The sequence below is a fragment of the Nocardia sp. FBN12 genome (assembly GCF_054031145.1).
Genome location: NZ_CM132926.1, coordinates 6,165,541 through 6,187,138, shown reverse-complemented (window position 1 = coordinate 6,187,138; position 21,598 = coordinate 6,165,541). Strand labels below are relative to the sequence as shown.

13 protein-coding genes are annotated in these 21,598 nt (G+C 66.6%); all 13 read right to left on the bottom strand.

Annotated elements, in window-relative coordinates:
• Positions 1 to 268: 268 nt before the first annotated feature.
• The 13 genes from ACWZHB_RS29155 to ACWZHB_RS29095 all read right to left on the bottom strand — a co-directional run bounded on the left by ACWZHB_RS29155 (position 269) and on the right by ACWZHB_RS29095 (position 21,592).
• Positions 269 to 841, bottom strand: a complete 573-nt coding sequence (locus ACWZHB_RS29155) for a Uma2 family endonuclease (protein ID WP_427904958.1) — start codon at positions 839 to 841, stop codon at positions 269 to 271.
• A 124-nt stretch (positions 842 to 965) separates the two neighbouring features.
• A complete protein-coding gene (locus ACWZHB_RS29150; protein ID WP_427904957.1) occupies positions 966 to 2,510 on the bottom strand; it encodes an acyl-CoA carboxylase subunit beta in 1,545 nt (514 codons plus the stop codon).
• 4 nt (positions 2,511 to 2,514) lie between these two features.
• Positions 2,515 to 7,764: a polyketide synthase Pks13 gene (pks13, locus tag ACWZHB_RS29145; RefSeq protein ID WP_427904956.1), complete on the bottom strand. Its 5,250-nt coding sequence runs from the start codon at positions 7,762 to 7,764 to the stop codon at positions 2,515 to 2,517.
• Between the two features lie 96 nt (positions 7,765 to 7,860).
• Entirely contained in the window at positions 7,861 to 9,771 is a 1,911-nt protein-coding gene (fadD32, locus tag ACWZHB_RS29140) for a long-chain-fatty-acid--AMP ligase FadD32 (protein ID WP_427904955.1), read from the bottom strand.
• Positions 9,772 to 9,952: 181 nt separating this feature from the next.
• Entirely contained in the window at positions 9,953 to 10,972 is a 1,020-nt protein-coding gene (locus ACWZHB_RS29135; protein ID WP_427904954.1) for an LLM class F420-dependent oxidoreductase, read from the bottom strand.
• Between the two features lie 140 nt (positions 10,973 to 11,112).
• On the bottom strand, positions 11,113 to 12,105 hold the full coding sequence (locus ACWZHB_RS29130) for a cutinase family protein (protein ID WP_427909343.1): 993 nt from the start codon (positions 12,103 to 12,105) through the stop codon (positions 11,113 to 11,115).
• A complete protein-coding gene (locus ACWZHB_RS29125; protein ID WP_427904953.1) occupies positions 12,099 to 12,596 on the bottom strand; it encodes a DUF732 domain-containing protein in 498 nt (165 codons plus the stop codon). The genes ACWZHB_RS29130 and ACWZHB_RS29125 overlap by 7 nt, the downstream gene beginning before the upstream one ends.
• Before the next feature lie 110 nt (positions 12,597 to 12,706).
• Positions 12,707 to 14,539 (bottom strand): alpha/beta hydrolase-fold protein, encoded by a 1,833-nt coding sequence (locus ACWZHB_RS29120; protein ID WP_427904952.1) that lies wholly within the window; start codon positions 14,537 to 14,539, stop codon positions 12,707 to 12,709.
• A gap of 164 nt (positions 14,540 to 14,703) precedes the next feature.
• On the bottom strand, positions 14,704 to 15,708 hold the full coding sequence (locus ACWZHB_RS29115) for an alpha/beta hydrolase (protein WP_427904951.1): 1,005 nt from the start codon (positions 15,706 to 15,708) through the stop codon (positions 14,704 to 14,706).
• 394 nt (positions 15,709 to 16,102) lie between these two features.
• A complete protein-coding gene (locus ACWZHB_RS29110; protein WP_427904950.1) occupies positions 16,103 to 17,164 on the bottom strand; it encodes an alpha/beta hydrolase in 1,062 nt (353 codons plus the stop codon).
• 303 nt (positions 17,165 to 17,467) lie between these two features.
• Positions 17,468 to 18,538 (bottom strand): alpha/beta hydrolase, encoded by a 1,071-nt coding sequence (locus tag ACWZHB_RS29105; RefSeq protein ID WP_427904949.1) that lies wholly within the window; start codon positions 18,536 to 18,538, stop codon positions 17,468 to 17,470.
• Positions 18,539 to 18,759: 221 nt separating this feature from the next.
• Positions 18,760 to 20,655 carry a flagellar motor control protein ZomB gene (gene zomB, locus ACWZHB_RS29100; protein WP_427909342.1) on the bottom strand — a complete coding sequence of 632 codons (1,896 nt, stop codon included), beginning with the start codon at positions 20,653 to 20,655 and terminating at the stop codon, positions 18,760 to 18,762.
• Between the two features lie 4 nt (positions 20,656 to 20,659).
• Positions 20,660 to 21,592 carry a decaprenyl-phosphate phosphoribosyltransferase gene (locus ACWZHB_RS29095; protein ID WP_427904948.1) on the bottom strand — a complete coding sequence of 311 codons (933 nt, stop codon included), beginning with the start codon at positions 21,590 to 21,592 and terminating at the stop codon, positions 20,660 to 20,662.
• Between the last annotated feature and the right edge of the window lie 6 nt (positions 21,593 to 21,598).

Sequence of the window (21,598 nt, the reverse complement as noted above, 5' to 3'; positions counted from 1 at the left end):
TTCTATTGGCGGGTAGAGCAAACGGCTAGCGGCGCCCCGCTGATCTACACCTCCATCCTCGACCCTGCGACCGGGTCCTACCGAACTGGCGAGAGGTTCACAGGTGTGGTCAACGTAGCCGCACCCTTCCCGTTGGAGATCGATCTCGGAAAGATCTGAATCCCGAACACGCAAAATGGGCTGCATCGGAAGGGATTCCGGTGTTCAGGGCGCAACGAGTTCGACCGATCCGCTGAGGAGCCAGGTGACAGCCATGATGCTGCTGACCTCAGGACACCCAGGCCTTCAGGGGCTCGGTGTCGAGGGTGATACCTACGGGGTCAGGAATGGAGACTTCGGCGCCGAAAGGCTGGATCAGGATTCGCTCGTATTCGCCGTTGACCGGATTGCTGCGCACCACGACGGAGCCTTTTTCGCGGTCGATCAAGAGGTAGACCGGGATACCAGTTCGGGCGTAAGCGCGGGACTTTTCGCGACGGCCGGTGTCGTGGTCGCGGGAAGTCACCTCGACCACCATCAGAACTGGAGTCGGGTCGGCCCATTCCGACTCCCCCGCAAAGACACCGGTGGGTGCCAACGCTGCGTCTGGACGCGCCCTGCCGGTGCGATAGGAGTCAACCTGCAATCCGCGGTTCGGGAACAGCCACAATTCGGGCCGAAGCACAATTAGGTCGCGCATCAGCCACTCGATCACGCAGCCATGGTCCCCGTCTGGCACTGTTTTCGCCCCCAGATTCCCCTCGACGTACTCCAGTCGAACACCCTCCGAGACGCGACCGGCAACCCGAGCGAGTTCTTCGAACTCCCCGGTCGTCATGAGCGGCTCAGGCGCTGCGGTCATGGCACAACGATACCCAGGTGGGATGCAGTTTGTAACTACCACTGGGGCAATGAGGCATGCACCGACACAGATGCCGAACGGGCCGCCTCGGAGGGATTCCGTGGCGGCCCGTTCGGGGTTTCGATTACAGCGGCAAGACGTGGTGCTTGCGCGGGTTGCGCTGGATCTTCTTGTCCTGCAGCAACTTCAGGGCTCGGCGGAGTTCGAGGCGGGTGGTGGCCGGTTCGATGATGGCGTCGATGAAGCCTCGTTCGGCGGCGATCCAGGGGGTTGCCACGTTCTCGTTGTAGAAGTTGATCAGGTTCTGGCGGATGGCGGCGCGCTGGTCTTCGGGGGCGGCGGCGATCTGGGCGGCGCCCAGCAGGCTGACCGCGCCTTCGGCGCCCATGACGGCGATGCGGGCGGTGGGCCAGGCGAGGTTGATGTCGGCGCCGAGTTGCTTGGAGCCCATCACCGCGTAGCCGCCGCCGTAGGACTTACGGACCACCAGGGTGATCTTGGGGACCGAGGCCTCGACGTAGGAGAAGAGGAAGCGGCCGCCGCGCTTGATGACGCCGACCTTTTCCTGTTCGACGCCGGGGAGGAAGCCGGGGGTGTCGACGACGAAGACCAGCGGGATCTCGAAGGCGTCGCACAGGCGCACGAAGTGCGAGGCCTTGTCGGAGGCGCGGGCATCGAGGGCGCCCGCCGCGGCCAATGGCTGGTTGGCGACGACGCCGACGGTGCGGCCGTCGATGCGGGCGTAACCGGTGATGATGTTCTGGCCGGTGTCGGCGCTGATCTCCTTGAACTCACCGTCGTCGAAGATGCGCAGCAGGATGTCGTACATGTCGTAGCCGGCATTGTCGGAGTCGGGCATGAACGTGTTCAGCTCGCGGTCGGAGTCGGTGATCTCCGGCTCGAGACCGGGGTTCACCACCGGCGGCAGTTCCTGGCAGCTGCTCGGCATGTAGCCCAGGTACTCGCGCACCCAGGTGAAGGCCGCCTCCTCATCCTTGGCGACGTGGTGGATGTTGCCGTACTGGGCCTGCGTGCGCGCGCCACCGAGCTCCTCGAGGCTCACGTCCTCGCCGGTGACCTCTTTGATGATCTTCGGGCCGGTGACGAACATGTGCGCGGACTCGGTCGCGACCACCACATCGGTGCAGATCGGCTCGTACACGGCGCCACCGGCGCAGTTACCGAGGATCACCGACACCAGCGGAACCATGCCCGACAGCGGCTCGAGGTTGGTGGCCATCCAGGCGTACCAGGCGAGCGAGCTGATCGCCTCCTGCACGCGCGCGCCACCGGAATCGTTGATGCCGACCAGCGGAATGCCGACCTTCGACGCGTACTGCATCAAGCCGCACAGCTTGCGCCCGAACGCCTCACCGACCGAACCGCCGTAGACGGTCTGATCATGGGAGAACACCGCCACCGGACGGCCTTCGACCTTGCCGTGGCCGATGACGACACCGTCACCGTAGAGGGCGTTCGCGTCGCCGGGCTTGCGCACCAGGGCGCCGATCTCGACGAAGGTACCGGGATCGAGCAGCTGGTTGATCCGGTCGCGGGCGCTGGGGATGCCCTTCTGCGCCCGCTTGGCGATACCTTTCTCGCCCGCGGGTTCCTTGGCGAGCTCGAGCCGCTCGTGTAGATCGGCAAGCTTTTCGGCGGTCGTGCTCACTTACTTATTCTCCCTTTGCGGAAATCGCGGCCAGTTTGGCGGCGAGGTCGGCACCGATCTGGCCGATCCGCGGTTCGTCGACAATCTGCAGGTGGTCGCCGGGGATGCGGACCACTTCGAGGTTCGGAATGTACTCGTCCCAACCACCGTTGGGCTTGCGATCCGCGAAACGCGGCTCGAGCTGGATCATGCCGTCGTGGTAGCGATCGGCCAGGTAGAGCACCGCGTCGCCGTCGTATTGGGTCGGCTTCGCCTTCGCCAGGTGACGGCTCTCGATCCACGAGGTGCGCTGGTGTTCGAGCACACCGCCGGGGATCTTCGCGCCGGTCAGCTTCACCAGGCTGGCGACGATGTCGTACTGCTCCTCGTCGTTTGCCTGGGCGAGTTCCTGCAGCTGCTCGTCAGGCAATTCGCCCTCGACGCCGTAGGTGGTCTTGGCGAACTGCTGGTAGCGCTGAATGCGGCGCACCCGCTCCTCGGGGCTGTTGTCCTCGCCGTTGACCGGAAGCGCCAGGTCGATCAGACCGACCACGCGCACGTCGGCGCCTTCTTCGCGAAGGAGCTGAGCGACCTGCAGCGACAGCACCGCGCCGAGCGACCAGCCGTACAGCACGTACGGACCGTTGCCCTGGAGCTTGCGCAGTTCGGGCAGGTACTGGCGAGCACGTTCCTCGATATCGCCCTCGACCCGCTCGAATCCGTACATCGGAGTGTCCGCACCGAGACGCTTCAGCAGCGGCTCGTACACGAGGGTGTTGCCACCCGAGGGATGGAACACGAAGACCGGCACGGCGTCCGAGCCCTCGGCACGCGCCCGCAGCGGACGGACGAAGCCATCGACGTCGGCGCCACTGTCCTGCAGATTGCGCACGATCTCGGCGAGCTGTTCGATCGACTCGCAATCGAGCACGTCGTCGACGGTGACCTCGGCCTTGACCCGCTCGGTGAGGCGGGCCGCCATCTTCTCTGCGACGTCCTCCTCGAGGATCGGCAAGGTGTTGTAGACACCGCCGGGCGAAGTTCCGGTGACAACGGCCCAGGTGGCGTAGGCCAGGCGTTCGGCCGCGTCACGTGGCGGAACGTTGTCCTCGTCACCGGCGGCATCGGCGAAGTAGTCGATGTCGACAGCCGGCTCCGAAACCGCTTCGGCGGCAGGCGTAGCCACCTCGGCGGCAGCTGCGGCTTCGGCGACCGCAGCGGTCGGAGCACTCGCATCAGTCGGCACCGCATCCGAAACCTGTTCGGCAACAGCAGCTTCCGACGACAGCTCGGCTTCTGCCTTCTTCGCCACCGCCAGCGGATCCTCCCCCGCGGCGATCGCGGCCCGAGCCGCCTCGACGAAGTTGGCGTCGACACCCAGCTCGACATCTTCACCCGCGGCCTTGGCGGCAGCCTGCTTCTCCGCCATCGCCGCGACCTCGTCGCGATGTTCGATCGCGTAGCGCAGCACCTTCGAGACCTCGTTGAGGCTGGCGTCGCGCACCGCGGAGATCTGCAGCTGCGGGATGTCGAATTCGTATTCGACGCGGTTCTTGATGCGCATGGCCATCAGCGAATCGAGGCCGAGCTCCATCAGCGGGATCTCCATCGGGAGGTCCTCGACGGCGTAGCCCATGGATTCGGCGACGATGACGCACAGCCGCTGCTCGATGGTCTCGCCGCTGTCGGGGCTCCAGCGGTCACCGGTGGCGATGGCGATCTCGGCGGCGGTCGGCTCGGCTTCGGCGGCTGGAACCGCAAGGGCGGCAACCGGTTCGGGGAGGGCGGCACCGGAGGTGACGACCGCGTCGAACAGCAGGGTGAACCCGGCGCCGGACTTCGCGTGCACCTGGACCGACGCACCACCGAGGTGCGGGGTCAACGTGGTGGTCAACGTGCCTGAGGTAGGCAGGGCTGCATGTGGATGTGAAACAGAAACCGCGACGTCCGAAAGAACCTGTGCTGCAGCGGCTTTCACCAACGCGGCCAGGTCGCTCACCGAGGAGGCCTGAACCTCCCAGGCGTGGCGGCCGTCCGGCATGGCGACGTGCGCGCCGGGCACGCGAGTGTTCCCGCCGCCCGAGGACATCGAGACCTTGGGCCAGTACTCCTTGCGCACGAACGCGGTTCGCGGCACATCGGCGTAATCACCTTCGGGCAGCAGCGAACTCAGGTTCACGGCGTGGCCGTGCACGTAGAGCTGAGCGAGCGCGCCGATCACACCGGCGGACTCGTCTTCCTTGCGCTTGAGCGTCGGGATGAGCTGCGCGTCGTGCACACCCGCGGCGAACGTGGTGCCCAGAACCTGCATCAGCGCAACGGAATTGGGCGCCAGCTCCAGGAACGTGGTGTGGCCGGAGTCGACGGCGGCCTTGATGGCGTTGGTGAACCACACGCTGTGGCGCATGTTCTTCACCCAGTAGGGCTCGTCGTGGATCGGCTCGGAACCGGGCTTGAAGAACAGGCCCTCGTGCACCGTGGAGTACAGGCCGGTCTTCAGCGAGGTCGGCTCGATGCCCGCCAGTTCGGCGGCGAGTTCGCCGAGCAGCGGGTCCATCTGGGAGGTGTGGCCCGCGCCGCGGGTGGGGAGGATGCGGGCGAACTTGCCCATCGCCTCGACCTCGGCGACGATCTGCTCCACCTGCTCACGGGGGCCGCCGATCACGGTGTTGGTCGGCGCGGCGTACACCGCGCACTCCACGTCGGGGTACTTCGGCAGCAGTAGCGCCACATCGTGGGCGCTGAGTTCGACCAGTGCCATATTGCGCACTTCGTCGTCGGTGAGCATCTGCTCGCCCTCGCCCATCAGGCGCGAACGGGCGCAGATCACGCGCACCGCGTCTTCGATCGACAGGCCACCGGCGATGTAGGAGCCGGCCACCTCACCCATCGAATGACCAACTACCGCAGTGGGTTCCGCGCCGTGGGCGCGCAGCACGGCGGCAAGGCCGAGCTGGATGGTGAAGATGCCGACCTGGCAGGTGCCGACGTCGTAGTCCTGCTCGTCGTCGAGGATCATCTCGCGGATCGAGTACCCGGCCTCGTCCTGCACCAGCTCGTCGACCTCGTCGACGGTCGTGCGGAAGATCGAGTTCTCGCCGTAGAGCTGCTTGGCCATCTTGCGGTGCTGCGAACCGAAACCGGCGAACACCCAGACCGGGCCGTTGGACGCGGGCGAATCAGCGGTGAACACACCGGCGCCGGGCTTACCCTCGGCGATGGCGCGCAGACCGGTGACAGCCTCTTCGTGCGTCTTGGCCAGCACCACACCGCGCGAACGCTGGTGGCTGCGCTTGGCCAGCGAGCGGGCGACATCGGCCAGCGGCACGTCCTTGCCCGCGCCTTCGAGCCAGTCGGCCAGGTCGGCGGCGGCGCGCTTGCGACGCGAGGGCAGGTAGGCCGACACGGCGAGGATCACGGGCAGCGGTTCCTCGCGCTCGCCGTCCCATTCGACGACCGGTTCCACCGGCTCGACAGCGGCCTCGGTGATCGCGATGGCCTCGGCGACCACATCGGTGGTCTCCTCGCCCTCGATCTCCTCGGCGGCGACCTGCTCAGCGGTCACGTTCTCGACAACCGTGGCCGTGGGCACGTACTCCTGCAGCACCATGTGCGCGTTGGTGCCACCGAAGCCGAAGCCGGAGATGCCGACGGTCGCGACGCCGCTGTAGCGCGGGTACTCCGTGGCCTCGTCGACAACCTTGAGGTTGGCCTGCTCGAACGGGATGTACGGGCTCGGGCCCGCGTAGTTGATGCTCGGCGGAATCACGTTGTGCTGGAACGACATCAGCACCTTCGCGAGAGCTGGCACGCCCGCGCCGGACTCGAGGTGGCCGAAGTTGGTCTTGGCCGAACCGAGCAGGGCGGGCTTGTCCGCATCGCGGCCACGGCCGATCACGCGGGCCAGCGCCTCGGCTTCGATCGGGTCGCCGATCGGGGTGCCGGTGCCGTGGGCCTCGATGTAGTCGACGGTGTTGGGAACGATGCCCGCGTCGCGATAGGCGGCGCGCAGGACGTCGGCCTGTGCGTCGGGGTTGGGCGCGAACAGGCCGTTGGAGCGGCCGTCGGAGTTCACCGCGGAACCCTTGATGACGCCCATGATGTTGTCGCCGTCACGCTCGGCGTCGGCCAGGCGCTTGAGCACGATCATGCCCGCGCCTTCGGAGCGAACCATGCCGTCGGCATCAGACGAGAACGCCTTGATGTGCCCGTCCTTGGCGACGGCGCCGTTCTGGTCGAAACCGAGAGTGATCACGGGGGCCAGGATCATGTTCACGCCACCGGCCAGCGCCACCTCGGCCTCGCCGCTACGGAGCGCGCGCACGGCCTGGTGCACGGCCACGATGGTCGACGAGCAGGCGGTGTCGACGGTGATCGACGGGCCACGGAAGTCGTAGAAGTAGGAGACGCGGTTGGCGATGATGCCGGTCGAGCCGCCGAGCAGCGCGTATCCGCGCGACGAAGCAGGCGCGTCGGGGTCGGTGTCGCCGAGACCGAGGGAGGCGATCATCTGGAAATCGTTGGTGGACGAGCCGACGAACACGCCGACCTGGCCGCCCTTGAGGTCGCTGGCCGGGATGCGCGCGTGCTCGAGCGCCTCCCAGGTGAGCTCCATCATCAGCCGCTGCTGCGGGTCGACCTGCTCGACCTCGATCGGCGACATCGCGAAGAATTCGGCGTCGAAACCCTTGATGACGTCCTGGTCCAGGTAGCCGCCGAGGGTGTTGGCCCGGTCGATGGTCTCGGACACGGACGGATCGGTCAGGAACTCCGACCAGCGACCTTCGGGCAGCTCACGGATCGCGTCACCGCGGCCGATGATGAACTCCCAGGTCGACTCGGGAGTGCTACCCGCACCCGGCAGACGCGTGGACAGGCCGACCACCGCGACGTCATGCGCCTCGGACGGCGCGAACGCGGCGGTGTACTCCGAGGAGTCCTCGGGCTCGGGCTCCGGCTCACCGTGCACGATGACCTCGGCCAGCGAGGCGATCGTCGGATGCTGGTAGACCACCGTCGGCGTGAGCACCACACCGGTGAGGTCCTCGATGTCACCACCCAGCGCGAGCGCATCGCGCGAAGCGAGCCCGAACTCCTCCATCGGCCGGTCGACAGTGATCGCATCGACAGACTGCCCGGTCGCGTCAGCGACCCAGCGGCGCAACCATTCGCGCAGCTCGGCTACCGAAAGCTCACCGCTCGTCGGAGGGGTCGCGTTGTCACCGGAAGGGTTCATCGCACGGTCATCATTCTGGGCGCCATCGTTGTCAGCCATCAGTCCTCAAGCTACCTGTAGGTGTGCAGGGCGCGCCGTGGAACTCCACGCCCGGCATGCGGGCGCATGCCGGGCGTCGTCTCCGTGTCGAGCCAATTACTCTTCCGGTGCATCGGGGAAAGCCTGCTGGGTGTAACCACCGCGCAGCGTTCCCTCGAGGTAGGCGGCCTTGCAGGCACGCCGGGCGATCTTGCCGCTGGACGTACGCGGGATGGAACCCGCCGGCACCAGCAGGATGTCACGAGCGGTCACGCCGTGGCGCATCGAGACCGCGGCACGCACCGCGTCGGCGATCGGCCCTGGATCGGCCTTACCGGCGCCGGGACCGCGTTCGGCCACGACCACCAGTTGCTCGGACGCGTCGTCGACGTCGAACTTCAGGCCGGAGTGGCTGTCGGCGGCGAAGACCTCGGCGGGCAGCTGGTTGGCAGGCACCGCGAAGGCCGCGACGAAACCGGGGCGCAGCGCCTTGGAGGCCTCCTGTGCGGAGTACTCCAGGTCCTGCGGGTAGTGGTTGCGGCCATCGACGATCACCAGGTCCTTGACCCGACCGGTGATGTAGAGCTCACCTTCGAAGTACACGCCGAAGTCGCCGGTGCGCATCCAGTCGGCGTCGGGATCGGTGCCGTCGGCGTGCCCACCTTCGACCGGCTCGGTGACCTTGTTGCGGAACGCCTTGGCCGACTCGGCGGGGCGACCCCAGTAACCGATGCCCATGTTGTTGCCGTGCAGCCAGATCTCGCCGACCTGACCGTCTGGCAGCTCGCGCCCCTCAGCGGTGTCAGCGGACTCCGGATCGACGATCACGGCCCACTGCGAGAGCCCGACATAACCACACGACACCTGCGCGATGGCGGTGTCGTCGGACTGCTCCACGCGCACCATGCGGCCGGCGTTGAGCTCGTTGCGGTCGACGTAGACGTACTTGGCCTCGTCCTCGGCGCGGGTGGCCGAGACGAACAGCGTGGCCTCGGCCATGCCGTAGCAGGGCTTGATCGCGGTCTTGGGCAGGCCGAACGGCGCGAACGCCTCGTTGAACTTCTTCATCGAGGAGACCGTCACCGGCTCTGACCCGTTGATCAGGCCGATCACGTTCGACAGATCCAGCGACTCGCCCGCCTTGGGCACACCACGCGCGGCGGCGTGCTCGAACGCGAAGTTCGGCGCGGCCGCGAACGTACCGGCACCGTCGGAGACGGCGGCCAGCTCGTTGATCCAGCGCGAGGGTCGACGCACGAACGCACTCGGCGACATGATCGTGATGAACTTGCCGCCGACCGCGGGCAGGATCACCGTGAGCAGGCCCATGTCGTGGAACAGCGGGAGCCAGGTGACACCGCGCGAGTTCTCGTTCATGTTCAGCGACTTGATCATCTGCAGCAGGTTGGTGCCGACCGCGCGGTGGGTGATCTCCACGCCCGCGGGTACCCGGGTGGAACCCGAGGTGTACTGCAGGTAGGCGATGTCGTCGATCGCGGTGTCGGGGCGCACCCAGGAATCACCGAGAGTGTCCGGGATGGCGTCGACGGCGATGATGCGCGGGCGCTGCGCGGCGGGCAGCGAGCGGAAGAACTGACGCACACCGGCGGCCGAGGAGGTCGCGGTGAGGATCGCCGACGGCTCGCAGTCGCCTAGCACGGCGTGCAGGCGGTCGGTGTGGCCCGGCTCGTCGGGATCGAACAGCGGCACCGAGATGGTGCCCGCGTAGATCGCCGCGAAGAAGGAGATCACGTAATCCAGGCCCTGCGGCGCGAGGATCGCGACCCGGTCGCCCGGGTTGGTCACCTGTTGCAGGCGAGCGGCCACCGCGCGCAGCCGTACGCCGAACTCCTGCCAGGTCAGCTCGTGCACCTCGCCGTCGCGTTCCCGCGAGTAGTCGATGTAGCGGTACGCGAGCGTATTCGCATCGTTACGGGTGTGCTTCTCGACGTGATCGACCAGGGTCCGACCCTCGGGAATGACAATATTCCCGGTTTCGTCCAGGTAGTCGTCGAAAGTCTCTTCCATTCCTTCTTCTCCTTGCGAGGACGCGATGACAAGCTCTGCGGCCTCGACTCGCTATATCGCCACCGGACATCGAGCTCACACGAACGTGCGTCGACAGCCTGCGGATTTTCGAGCGGTCTGCGCGGTGACCGCTATCGGCTAGATGTTCTCAAACCAGAGTCATGTTACAGAGAACCCCCGCTCAGTCCTCCCGCAGCAGCGGAATGACAGGCGCGAAAGCGTCCATCTGGGTGGGGAAGATGCCCACATACGACATCGAAGTGAGTTGCCGCACACGCTTGACCTGTTCGGCGATCTCCTCGAACGTGCCGATCGCGATGTAAGGCGAGCTCAGGATCTCCTCGACGGTCAGTTCGACGTCGACTTCGAGGTCGGGATGCAGGCCCCGTTTGATCGCGTTGAGCGCCATCTCGGCGGTCTTCTCGCGGTCGTCGGTAATGACGATGGCGGTGATGGCCCAGTTCAGTTCGATGTCGGCGAACCGGTCACCGGCAGCGGCCTTGACGATGTTGACCTTCTCGATCGTCTTCTCGAGCGTGATGCCCGAGAGCAGGCCCTTGCCGTTCTTGGTGGTCTGCGGCACGACCGAGACGATGTCGGCGTGCTTGGCCGCCAGCGCAAGCATCTTCGGACCGCCGCCACCGGTACACAGCGGCGGGCGCGGGCCCTGCCGCGGACGCGGGGTGCCCTTGATGCCACGCACCTGATAGTGCTTGCCCTCGAAATTGCACTCCTGGCCGCGCAGCAGCGTGTCCAGGATGGTCAGCGACTCGTCGAGCTTCTCCAGCCGGATGCCGGGACGTTCGAACGCGATACCCGCGTTGTCGAACTCTTCCTTGATCCAGCCCGCACCGACGCCGACCTCGAGCCGTCCCTTGGACAGGACATCGAGGGTGGCCAGCTCCTTGGCGACCACGACGGGGTGACGTAACCCGTTGGCCAGCACCGAAGTGCCGAGACGGATCTTGGAGGTGGCTTGGGTGAGTGCGCCCAGCGCGGCGATCGGGCCGACCTGATCGCCCAGGTGATCAGGCACGAAGAAGGTGTCGTACCCCATCTCTTCGGCTTCCTGCGCCGTCTGAACGAACTTGCGCGCGCCACCCTCTTGCTTGTTGCCCTCTCCGGCCGCTCCGAAGCGGAACGGACGCAGCGGCGTACCCAGCGCGGTCAATTCACCGACGGGTGCGGCAGCTTCGGTCATGAACTCTTCGCTCCTGGCTGGTGTGTACTCGGGCGCAATTCCCAGCGCACTTTACAGCGTGCGAGCGATCCGGCGTGCGGATGTCACAGCGAGGCATGATCAGCGCCAATCACGCCCCCACTGTGACTGTGACAACTCCGTCAGGAATGCGGCGGATGCGGTGCGTTCTCGATGAGCTCCGCGGCCCAGTTGACCGTCCACTGGGTGGCCGTTGTGCCGTTGCCGTCCACCGTGTTCGAGGCGTACAGCGCGTGCACGGGATTGCCCGCGGAGCGGATCAGCGCGGCCAGACTGCCCAGCGCGTTGACCGGATTGAGGGCCTGGCGCGGCGCGTCACAGATCATGTCGCCGGGCGCGCAGATGGAGTTCACCTTCGGCGCCAGCGTGCCGAAGCCGCCGGGGCGCGGGCCGGTCATGCTGATGCCAGGCACATTGACACCCTTGAGCGCCACCTCCGCGCCCTCGCCCGTCGGCGGCGGATCGCCGATCTCGGTGGGCTGACCAGGGCCGGTGGCAGTGCGGCGGCCGTCGGCGATCACCGTCACGCCGAGCACATTGGCCTCCGGGATCGGGCCGTTGCCCGCGCCGATCTGGGCGGCGACGTCACCGGCGATCACGGCACCCTGCGAGAAGCCCGCGATGACGAAGTTCGTCAACGGGCATTCCTTGTGGCGCTGGGCCAGCACGTCGGTCGCGCGCGCGGTGCCCTCGGTGCGGCTGTTGTTGTAGGAAGCCTGGCCGTCCGGCGGGATCGCGATCGGGTTCGAGAACTGGGCCACATACGGGACCGTGTACACCTCGAGCCGGCTGTCCGGGAACTGCGCGCGCAAGGGCCCGGACACGCTGAGCATCAACGAGATCGGGTTCGCCTGCGGGTTGTACGGATCGTCGGTGCTCGACGACTCCCAGGTGCCCGGGATCGAGAGCAGCATCACATCGGGACACTCCGCCGACTGCGACGTGGGCGGCGGCGGGCCGGGCGGTGTTGGCCCCGGCTCCTTCAACCGGCCCGCGAGCAGGTACCAGAGCAGCACGATGACGATGATCGCCAGCACGAGCAGCGCCAGCACGGTGAAACACCCCGCAGGCCAGAACCTGCGGGAACGTCGCGTCGGTCGGGGCGTCACTAGCAGTAGGTCGAGTTCGCGGCAGCGATGTAGATCTGTGCTGCCTTGTTGACATCCATCTTCGACGCGTCGAAGGCCGGGTCGGTGCCCGCCATCGCGGCGACGAAGGTGGCCACATCGGCGTCACTGGCGCCGGAGCCCTTCGTGGAGCAGATGTAGGTGGCGGTGGTCAGCGCGGTCGTCTGGTCGCCCGGGGTGATGCCGTTCTTGGACAGTTCATCCAGGAACGCCTTGTCCTTGCCGGTCGCGGGGGCAGCCGTGCTGGTCTCCGGGATGGGCGTCGGCGCCTCGCTCGGCGCGCTGGTCTCGGTGCTCGACGGGGCCTCGGCCGGCGGCTCGATGACCACCGGCGGCGTCGTCGTCGACTTCGCGGCGGCGCTGGTCGACAATGTGGGCGTCTGCGACGCGGTCGAGTCGTTGCCACCACAGGCGGACAACAGCGCGACGGCAGCGAGCGCCGCGACCGATCCGGCTACCTTGCCAGGGATCCGATGCATGAAGATGTTCCTCGATCGTTCGTCAGGGAAGCGGTCGCAGACCAGGCTAGCCGGACAATCGGCGCTGCCGGGCACCGCGCGGCGAAGCTCAGAGAGTTCTCAGCCCGGGCTCACACCCCGTGAACTTCGGATTTGCCGTCTCGCACCACGATGAACCCGGTCTGAAAGTTCTGCTGGATTCCGCCGGGAACCGTGAACTCGTCGCTCACCGGGTAGCCGAGCCTGCCGTTCTCGAACCCCTGCGCGCCCCAGGCATCGGCGAGCGCGCCGTTGCGCACCGACCAGGCACCCGAGAGCGGACTCCAGTAGATGTTGCCGCCCTCGAACCGGCTGTAGCGCCCGAGATCCTTCAGCGGCGCCTCCTCGGCGACCGGGAACCCGAGCGGGCTGTTCTCGAAGCCGAGCTGGCTGTACTTGTCCAGGACGAAGCCCTGTACCCGATGCGCGCCGGTGGCCGGGCTGTAGAACATCGGGCCGTGTTCGAAGGCCTGCACCGAGCCGTCACGGCTGGGTGTCGGCGCTTCGGCCGCCACCGGGTAGCCGGCGGGCCCGCCCTCGTAACCCTGCTTGCCCCACTCCTCGAGGAACGCGCCGCGCATCACCTGCGCGCCGGTCTGCGGCGTCCAGTAGATCGAGCCGCCTTCGAAGGTCTGCATGCGGCCGCGCCCGTCGGGCAGGCCGTGATCGTCACCGTTGGGCAGGCCGAGCGGCGACGACGCGCCGCCGATTCCGGCGTAGGTGCCACCGATCCGCCCGCCCACCGGGTGCGTGCCCGTCGCGGCCGAATGGAACACCCGGCCGTTCAGGAAGTCCTGCACCGTTCCGGTGCCAGCGGGGTACTCCGCGGTCACGCAGTTGCCCAGCCAGTTCGCCGCCTGCGCGACGCCGGCGATCGCCCCGCCGAGGGCGCAGGTAGCCCCGCCGGGATCGGTGCCGAGCGCCGCGGCCGCCTGCGACCACGACTGACGCATCTCGAAATCCCAGTACGGCCACGTGTGGGTGCCCGCCGGGCGGTAGTTCGCCTGTACCGGGATCGCCAGCTTCTCCAGCTTGGCGACGAAATTCTGGGTCGACAGCCGCGACAGGATCTCCAGGCCGGTGCCCGCCCAGTTCTCGCTCATCAGCGGCACTTCACCGAGCTGATCGTGCGAACCGGCCAGGCCGCTGCCGCTGGAGACGTACATGCTGACGCCTTCGAGCTTGTCGGCCAGCAGATAGGGATCGTGCGCCTCCCACTCGGGGCTGCCGGGCGGACCCCACATCGCGCCCGCGTCGAAACCGCCGGCGTCCTTGTTGGCGAAGGTGATCGCCTGCGGCATCCCGAGTGTCGTGGTGGTGAGCAGGCCCGAGTAGGAGGCCACGTATCTCATCAGGCCCGGATTGCGGCCCGCGAGATTCATCGCCGCCGTGCCGCCCATCGAAAGTCCTTGTACGCCACGCACATCCGTGGTTCGCCAGTCACGCTCTAGGATCGGCGGGAGCTCCTTGGTCAGGAACGTCTCCCACTTGTAGTTGATGCCGTTGTCGGGCGCGAGCCAATCCGAGTACCAGCTCGACTGGCCGCCGACGGGCAGCACCACGTTGACGTTCTTGTCGGCGTAGAAGCCCTCGGCGTCAGCGTCTTTGGTCCAGCCGTTCTCGTCGTCCTGCGCGCGCAGGCCGTCGAGCATGAGCATCATCGGGAACTTCGCGTCGGGGCGCGCGTTCCAGTCCCGCGCCAACAGCATCTGCACCTGGATCGGGGTCTTCATGGCGGCCGAGTACACCCACAGCGCCACCCGCCGATCCGAGAGCCAGTCCACCCGCTGCACGGCCGACACACCGGGCTGCGCCTGCGCGGGAACGGTGACAGCCGGTGCGAGCAGGGCCGCCGCCATGACCGCGATTCCGAGGATCCGCCGCATCGTGGCCGAAGCACGATGTACCGAGACACGATGTTTCATCACACGCGACCCTCCTCATCCCGGAATTGGGACACAGCATCACCGTCGGTTGTACCGCAGTAACCAGCGATAACTGGGGATGACACGCGATGGTCGAGTGCAGCAAAAAGACCGGCCCACCCTGGGGGTGAGCCGGTCTTCAGGTTGTTGCTGAGCGGAAACTACTAGGCGCCCAGTGCATTCAGGATGTGCGGACGCGCCTTCCACAGCTCGTCTTCCCAGTACTTCCACGAGTGGGTACCGGAGGCACCGACGTCGTAGACGGCATTGATGCCGAGGGAGTTGAGGCGACGCTGGAACGCCAGCGTGCTCACGAACGAGATGGCCTCGATGGCCATCGCGTTACCGGTGTTGTAGACGCCGCCGAGACCAGCCGGCTTGTCGTGCTGGGCAGGCAGGCCGTTGGCCGAGGAGATGAACATCGGCAGGCCGCGCAGCTCGGGCGCGAACACCATCGGGTCCATCCGCAGCCACGCCGAGCTCCACGGAGCGGCCATGGCGTCGACGTTGAAACGGCCGGCGTCGAGCATCATCACGCGGATGGCCTCACGCATGCCGGGGGCGCCCCAGTTCAGCGGACCCGAGAGCGAGGACGCGTGCTTGAACTGATCGCGGTTCAGCGCGGCGAGACGCAGCGCGGCCGGACCCGACATCGACAGGCCGAGCACCGCGTTGTTCTTGCGGGACACGCCGTAGCCCTCGAGGAAGGCCGGGAGCTCTTCGGTCAGGAAGGACTCCCACTTGTAGGTGGTCTTCTGGCCGTTGGTGTTGCTGGCGGCGGTCCAGTCGGCGTACCAGCTGGACTGGCCACCGACGGGCATCACCAGGGTGACGTTGTCGTTGCTGAACTGCTGCATCGCGTTGGTCTCGAACGACCAGGCGTTGCGGTCGTCACGGGCCCGCAGGCCGTCGAGCAGGTAGAGCGCGGCGTTGCCACCGTTCTTCGCCCACTGCACCTGGACCTTCACCGGGCCCATCTTCGACGGCACCATGAGTTCTTCATAGCCACCGGCCGGCGCGCGCAACACGGGTGCCGACACCGACGGTGCGGCGAACGCGGTCGGGGCCGCTCCCGCGGCGATCGGCAGCACGAGGGCTGCAGCGCCGACAGCTAGAATTCGATTACGCCAACCACGAGATGCCGGCGCGACGGCCTTGCCGAAACGCATGTGAATTCCGCTCTCTTTCTGCTGTTATGGCATGCCAGACGCGTCGGCCGCCCACTCGACACGGCCCCGACAGCCCGGTCGATCAGACGGATGAAACAACGATCTGGTCACACTTACGCTCGCTGGAGGATATTCGACCCACGAATTAACCGCAAGGGCAGGGATATTGGCGGCTGGCGCCGCGGGATTTTCGGCCCTGTGGGCCTCGAATCCGAGGGGCGATACTGCGCCTGCGGCGTTCCGTCTCGCCCCTCGGATCCGAGGCGGCCGAAAATCCGTGGTCGCTGGGTTATGCAGGTGGCGTAGTCGGCTCGGGCGCGAATTGTCCAGTCGCTTCGGTTGTCTGGACAGACAGAACCGGCACCGCAAATGTTGCGGTGCCGGTTAGTGATGTTCACCCGATGTTGTTGGACAAATCCGGGATCATCCGCAGTGCTTCGTCATTCCAGTTGTTCCAGGCGTGGATGCCGAAGGCCGGGAAAGAGTAGGTGACGTTACGGGCGCCGAGAGTCGCCATCCTGACTTCGAATGCCTTGGTGTTGGCCAGTGCCAAGGCTTCCAGTGCCATCCCGTTGACGGTGCCCATGTTCGGGCCGTCGGTACTGGTCGGCAAGCCTGAGCCCGCCGCTATCCACAGCCGGGTGTTGTTGCCTACCAGATTGGGGGCGAACACGAATGGATCCATCCGCAGCCACTGTGGGCCCCACGGCGGTGCCATGGAGTCCACGTTGTAGCCGCCCGCGTCGAGCATCGCGAGCCGGATGGCCTCGCGCATGCCGGGTGCCGAGATGTTCAGGTAACCCGAATACGCACCGGCGAAGGAGAACTGGTCCGGATGGTAGGCGGCCAGCGTCAGCGCGGCCGAGCCGCCCATCGACAGGCCGAACACGCCGTTGCGGAAGCGATTGAAGCCGAGACGGTCGGCCAGCGCGTTGCGCAGGTCGCCGGTGAGGAACGATTCCCACTGGTAGCGGTAGCTCTTGCCAGGCCCGCCGGACAGCGCGTTGCCCGCGCCGGAACCGGAGGCGGGCACACCGTTGCCGGGAATGCCGAAGAATTCACTCGGCGAGTTCCAGTCGGCGTAGAAGCTGGACATACCGCCGACCGGCATGACCACGTTGATATTGGCCGCGGCGAGCGCGTTGGGGACATCGGTTTCGATCTCCCAGCCGTTCAGGTTCTCCGGCGCGCGCATGCCGTCGAGAACGTAGACGACGCGGTTGGTGTTGCCGTCGGCGGCGCGTAGCACGCGCGATTTGATCGGGCCCATCCCGGAGTCGACCCAGAAGTCGAAGGCATTGCCGTTGAATCCGGCCGAGGCGGGAGCGACACCGCCGGAAACGGCCGTGGCGATCGGAAGCAGTAGAGCCATCGATACGCCCGCGGCCCATCGCCGAGCCCACGAACCAGGGGCTGCGGTCTTCACGGGCCCACGCTTGCGGCGCAGTGTTCGCATTCGACTAGACCTTTCTCGCAGACCGAACGCGCAAATCCCGAGCTACGCAGTCGGATCCCTCATCGGACGTCGCGCGGAACCAATCCAGGGCAAAACGGACGATTCAACCTCGACGCATGCTCACTGTGTATAAATCGGTGACGAATGGTCTACATGTTGCTGGAAAGTGACCCGAAGCACAACTCCGGGTGATCTGTCGCCCATGATTCGTCACCGTGTGTCGCTCGGATCGTGACAAGAACGAGAAAAACCGCCCGGTGCTGACGAGGCACCGGACGGTTTTTCGGGGTCTAGCGGGTGTGACTAACCGATGTTCGCGGACAGGTCCGGGATCATGCGGTTGACTTCGGTTTCCCAGTTGCGCCAGTTGTGCACGCCGGTGATCGGGAAGTCGAAGTGGGCGTTGCCGCCGCCGAGAGTGGCCATGCGGACCTGGAACGCGCGGCTGTTCACCATCGCGAGCAGTTCCAGCGGGACACCCTGGACGATCTCCATCGGGTTGGACACATCGCCCGCACCGGGGATACCACTGGCCGCGGAGACCCAGATACGGGTGCCGTTGGCGACCAGGCGCGGGGCGAACACGAACGGATCCATGTGGAACCACTGCTGGCCCCACGGCGGCGCCATCGCGTCGATGTTGAACGCGCCGGCCGAGACCATCGCGACACGCATCGCCTCACGCATACCGGGCGCCGAGATGTTCAGGTACCCGGAGAACGAGCCCGCGAAGCTGAACTGATCGGGGTGGTAGGCGGCCAGCGTCAGGGCGGCGGAGCCACCCATCGACAGGCCGAACACGCCGTTGTTGTTGGGGTTGAAACCCAGCCGTGCCGACAGCGCGTTGCGCAGGTGGCTCGTGAGGAAGGTTTCCCACTTGTAGGTGTTCTTCTTGCCTGCCACCTGGGTGGGCGCGACCGACGAACCGGTCATCGACGAACCGGTGGCGGCCGAACCGGTGGAGCTACCACCCGAACCGGCGTCGAGGCCGAAGAAGCTGCTCGGCGCGTTCCAGTCGGCGTAGAAGCTGGACTGGCCGCCGACCGGCATCACGACGTTGATGTTGGCGTCCATCAGGGCGCGGGCGACATTGGTGTCTTTCTCCCAGCCGCTGAGGTCGTCGCCGGCGCGCATGCCGTCGAGCGCGTACACGACCCGATTGGTGTTGCCATCGGCCGCGCGGAAGATCCGCGACTTGATCGGGCCCATCTCCGAGTCGACCCAGAAGTCGAAAGCTGTGGGATCGAAGGCCGCCGTCGCGGTACCGGTGGGACCAGCCACCGCCGCGCCGATCGGCAGCACTACAGCCAGGGAGAGAAGCACCGATCGTTTGAGCCAGCCGGCTCCCCGGGCTCTGAGACGTCCGCCACGCATTCTGTTATGGGCCTTTCCTCGTGCGGTTCGCGCGGAACCGCGGTTGCAATGACCGCCGACTGATTACCGGCACACCAGTGCGCCGACGGGCCGTTCCTCCAGTGACCATATCGCTACATCCATAGCTTGGCGTTACCGAAAAGTGATTTAGCGGCGAACACCACTAAATAAACCCTGGCCAGCCGGTGTAGGTCATAGGTCGATGGGTACCAGCACCGGCCTTATCGGGGCGGCTCGGGGAACGGATCGACGAGGCCGCAGCGCTGGATTTCGTACTTGGGGATCCGGTCGATCCGGTACTTCGAGAACGCCAGGGCGTTGCGGAAGTTGTGCTTGAACCGATCGAAGGTCAGCGGATCGCGGACGGAGACCATCAGCGCCTGGGTCTGCGGGCACGACATGGCCGTGCGCGCCTGGGTGACCCATTGCTCGTCCATGTACCAGGGCATCCAGGGGTGGATGTCGACCATGCCCGAGTCGGCTACCACCCAGTCGGGCAGCAGGCTCTTGTCGTGGCCGATGCGGCCGTCGGCGAGCCGGTCCGAATGCGCGGCCAGCGGGTAGGCCAGGCCCATCGGGTCGATCACACGCACGTCCAGTGGCACGTTCATGCTCGTCATGCCCAGGTTCAGGAAGTAGACCGTGTGCCCCGAGCCCTCAGCGGGGATCGGCTCCGGCGGCGGGTCGAGGTACCAGAACGTGAACGCGGGCGAGTTCAGCAGCAGGCCGCCCTTGGGGTTGGCGGCGATGTCGCTGACCATGGCCCGCATGCGCGGGTAGTCGAGGTAGTCCTCGGCCAGGATCGGGTGGTCCTTGCCGGTGTTGAGCACGTAGTAGATGCGCTCGTCGACGATGCCGGAGGAGCGGATCTTGGTGCCGGTGGTGATCGCGGTCGTGTTCGACGCGTACAGCGACCAGCCCGCGGTGCCGAGCAGCGCGATCAGCAGCGCCGCGACCGACCAGTCGGACTTGCGCCACCGTGTCGGGATCGGGACGACAGCCACCGGCAACAGCAGCAGGAACAGCTGCGTGAGCAGCATGCGCCCGTGCATGAAGTCACCGCCGACGCGCACGGCGTACACGGTGAGCAGCAGACCGCTGCCGAGCACCATCACAACCACCGCGCTCGGCGAACGCAGCCACGCGCGCAGACCGGCCACGGTCAACTTCGGCAGCGCGAACCCACGCGCGACACCGGCGATCACACCGGCGATCAGCAGCACGAGCAGCGGAATCCACAGGTAGTACGGCCCGACCAGGTCCCACAGGTAGATGGCGCCCTGCCCCCACTTGGCACCGCCCGCGTCCTTGGCGACCGCGGTGTTCGGGTACGGCAGGCCGTAGTAGCCCATCCGCCAGATCTGGTACCCCACCGGCACGATCCCGGCGACGAACACGATCAGCGCACGCAGCACGATCGGCCCGAACCGGAACTGCGGCATCGGGGCCAGGAAGATCATCCCGAGCGCGAGCACGCCGATCAGCGTGGCCTCGGGACGGACCAGCGGCGCGAGACCGGCCAGGAAAACGAGCCCCAACAGCGAGGGCACGCGCACGACGGCGGCCTGACTCCAGCGGATCATCAGCCACCACAGCAGCCCGACCCAGCAGATCACCAGGCCGCTCTCCAGGCCGGAGGTGGCGTAATCGCGCGCGGGCGGCAGTGCGATGTAGACCAGCACACCGGCCGGAATCAGCAGCTGACCGCTGGTTCCACCCCACAGCCGCGCGGTGCCGAGCATCGCGAACACCACCGCGAGCACCGAGACCACCAGCGCTACCCCGAGCACCACGTACTCGAGGCGGGCCTGCGTGAGCCAGGAGAAGAACCAGACCACATAGGTCCACGCGGTACTGGTGTTGGCCTCGACGCGCTCGTCGACGTTGAAGACCGGGCCGTTGCCCGCGAGCAGGTTGCGGATCGTGCGCAGCACGATCAGGCCGTCGTCGGCGATCCAGCGCCGCTGCCACGCACCGAACGTGAACAGCGCGGCGGTAATGACCACCCCACCGACGAAGATGGCGCGGGACAGCACCGAGGAACGCGCGTCGCTACGCGGCGACTCGTCGTCGCGTAGCTGCTCGTCTTCGGTTGAATCCTGCTCCGCTACCAACATCTCGTCAGGTGAGATAGACAGCGACACCTACCGCTCCGATCCAGGCAATAGCGAGGAACTGCAGGATGCGGTCCCCCAACGCGATCTCTTCGGGTTCACCGGCCGCGCCACCATCGACGTCGACCGCGTAACGCAGGATTGCGATGGTAAGCGGGACCATCGAGATCGAGTACCACTGGGTGTCGCGTAGCTCGGCCTGCTCGAACGCCCACAGGCCGTAGAAGATCACGACGGCGGTGGCCGCGAGGGTCCAGATGAAGCGCAGGTAGGTCGGCGTGTAGTACTCGAGGGACTTGCGGATCTTCGCGCCGGTCTCCAGCGCGATCGCCAGTTCCGCGTAGCGCTTGCCCGCCGCCATGAACAGCGAACCGAACGCCATGACCAGCAGGAACCACTGCGACAGCGCGATGTCGGCCGCCGCGCCACCCGCGACGGCGCGCAGCAGGAAGCCGGAGGACACGATGCAGATATCGAGCACGGCCTGGTGCTTGAGGCCGAGGCAGTAGGCGAGCTGGATGCCGATGTAGATCGCCATCACCACGGCCAGATGCCAGGACGCGAGGAACGACGCGGAGATCGAGCCGACCAGCAGCACGGCTGCCAGCGCGTAAGCCAGGTTGACAGGAACGACGCCCGCCGCGATCGGCCGGAAGCGCTTGGTCGGATGGGCCCGGTCGGCGTCGACATCGAGTGAGTCGTTGACCAGGTAGATGCCGGAGGCCGCCATGCAGAACACGATGAAGGCGATCGCGACGTTCACGAGAACGCCCGCGTCACCGACCGCTTCCGGTCCGACCGCGAGCGGTGCGGCGAGCACGAGGACGTTCTTGACCCACTGACGTGGGCGCATGGCCTTGATGACGCCACCGAGCAGCGTCTTCGGCGGGCCCTTCACAGCACCCTCGTCGAGGACGGCGGCGGACGGTTCTTCGCTCATCTGGGC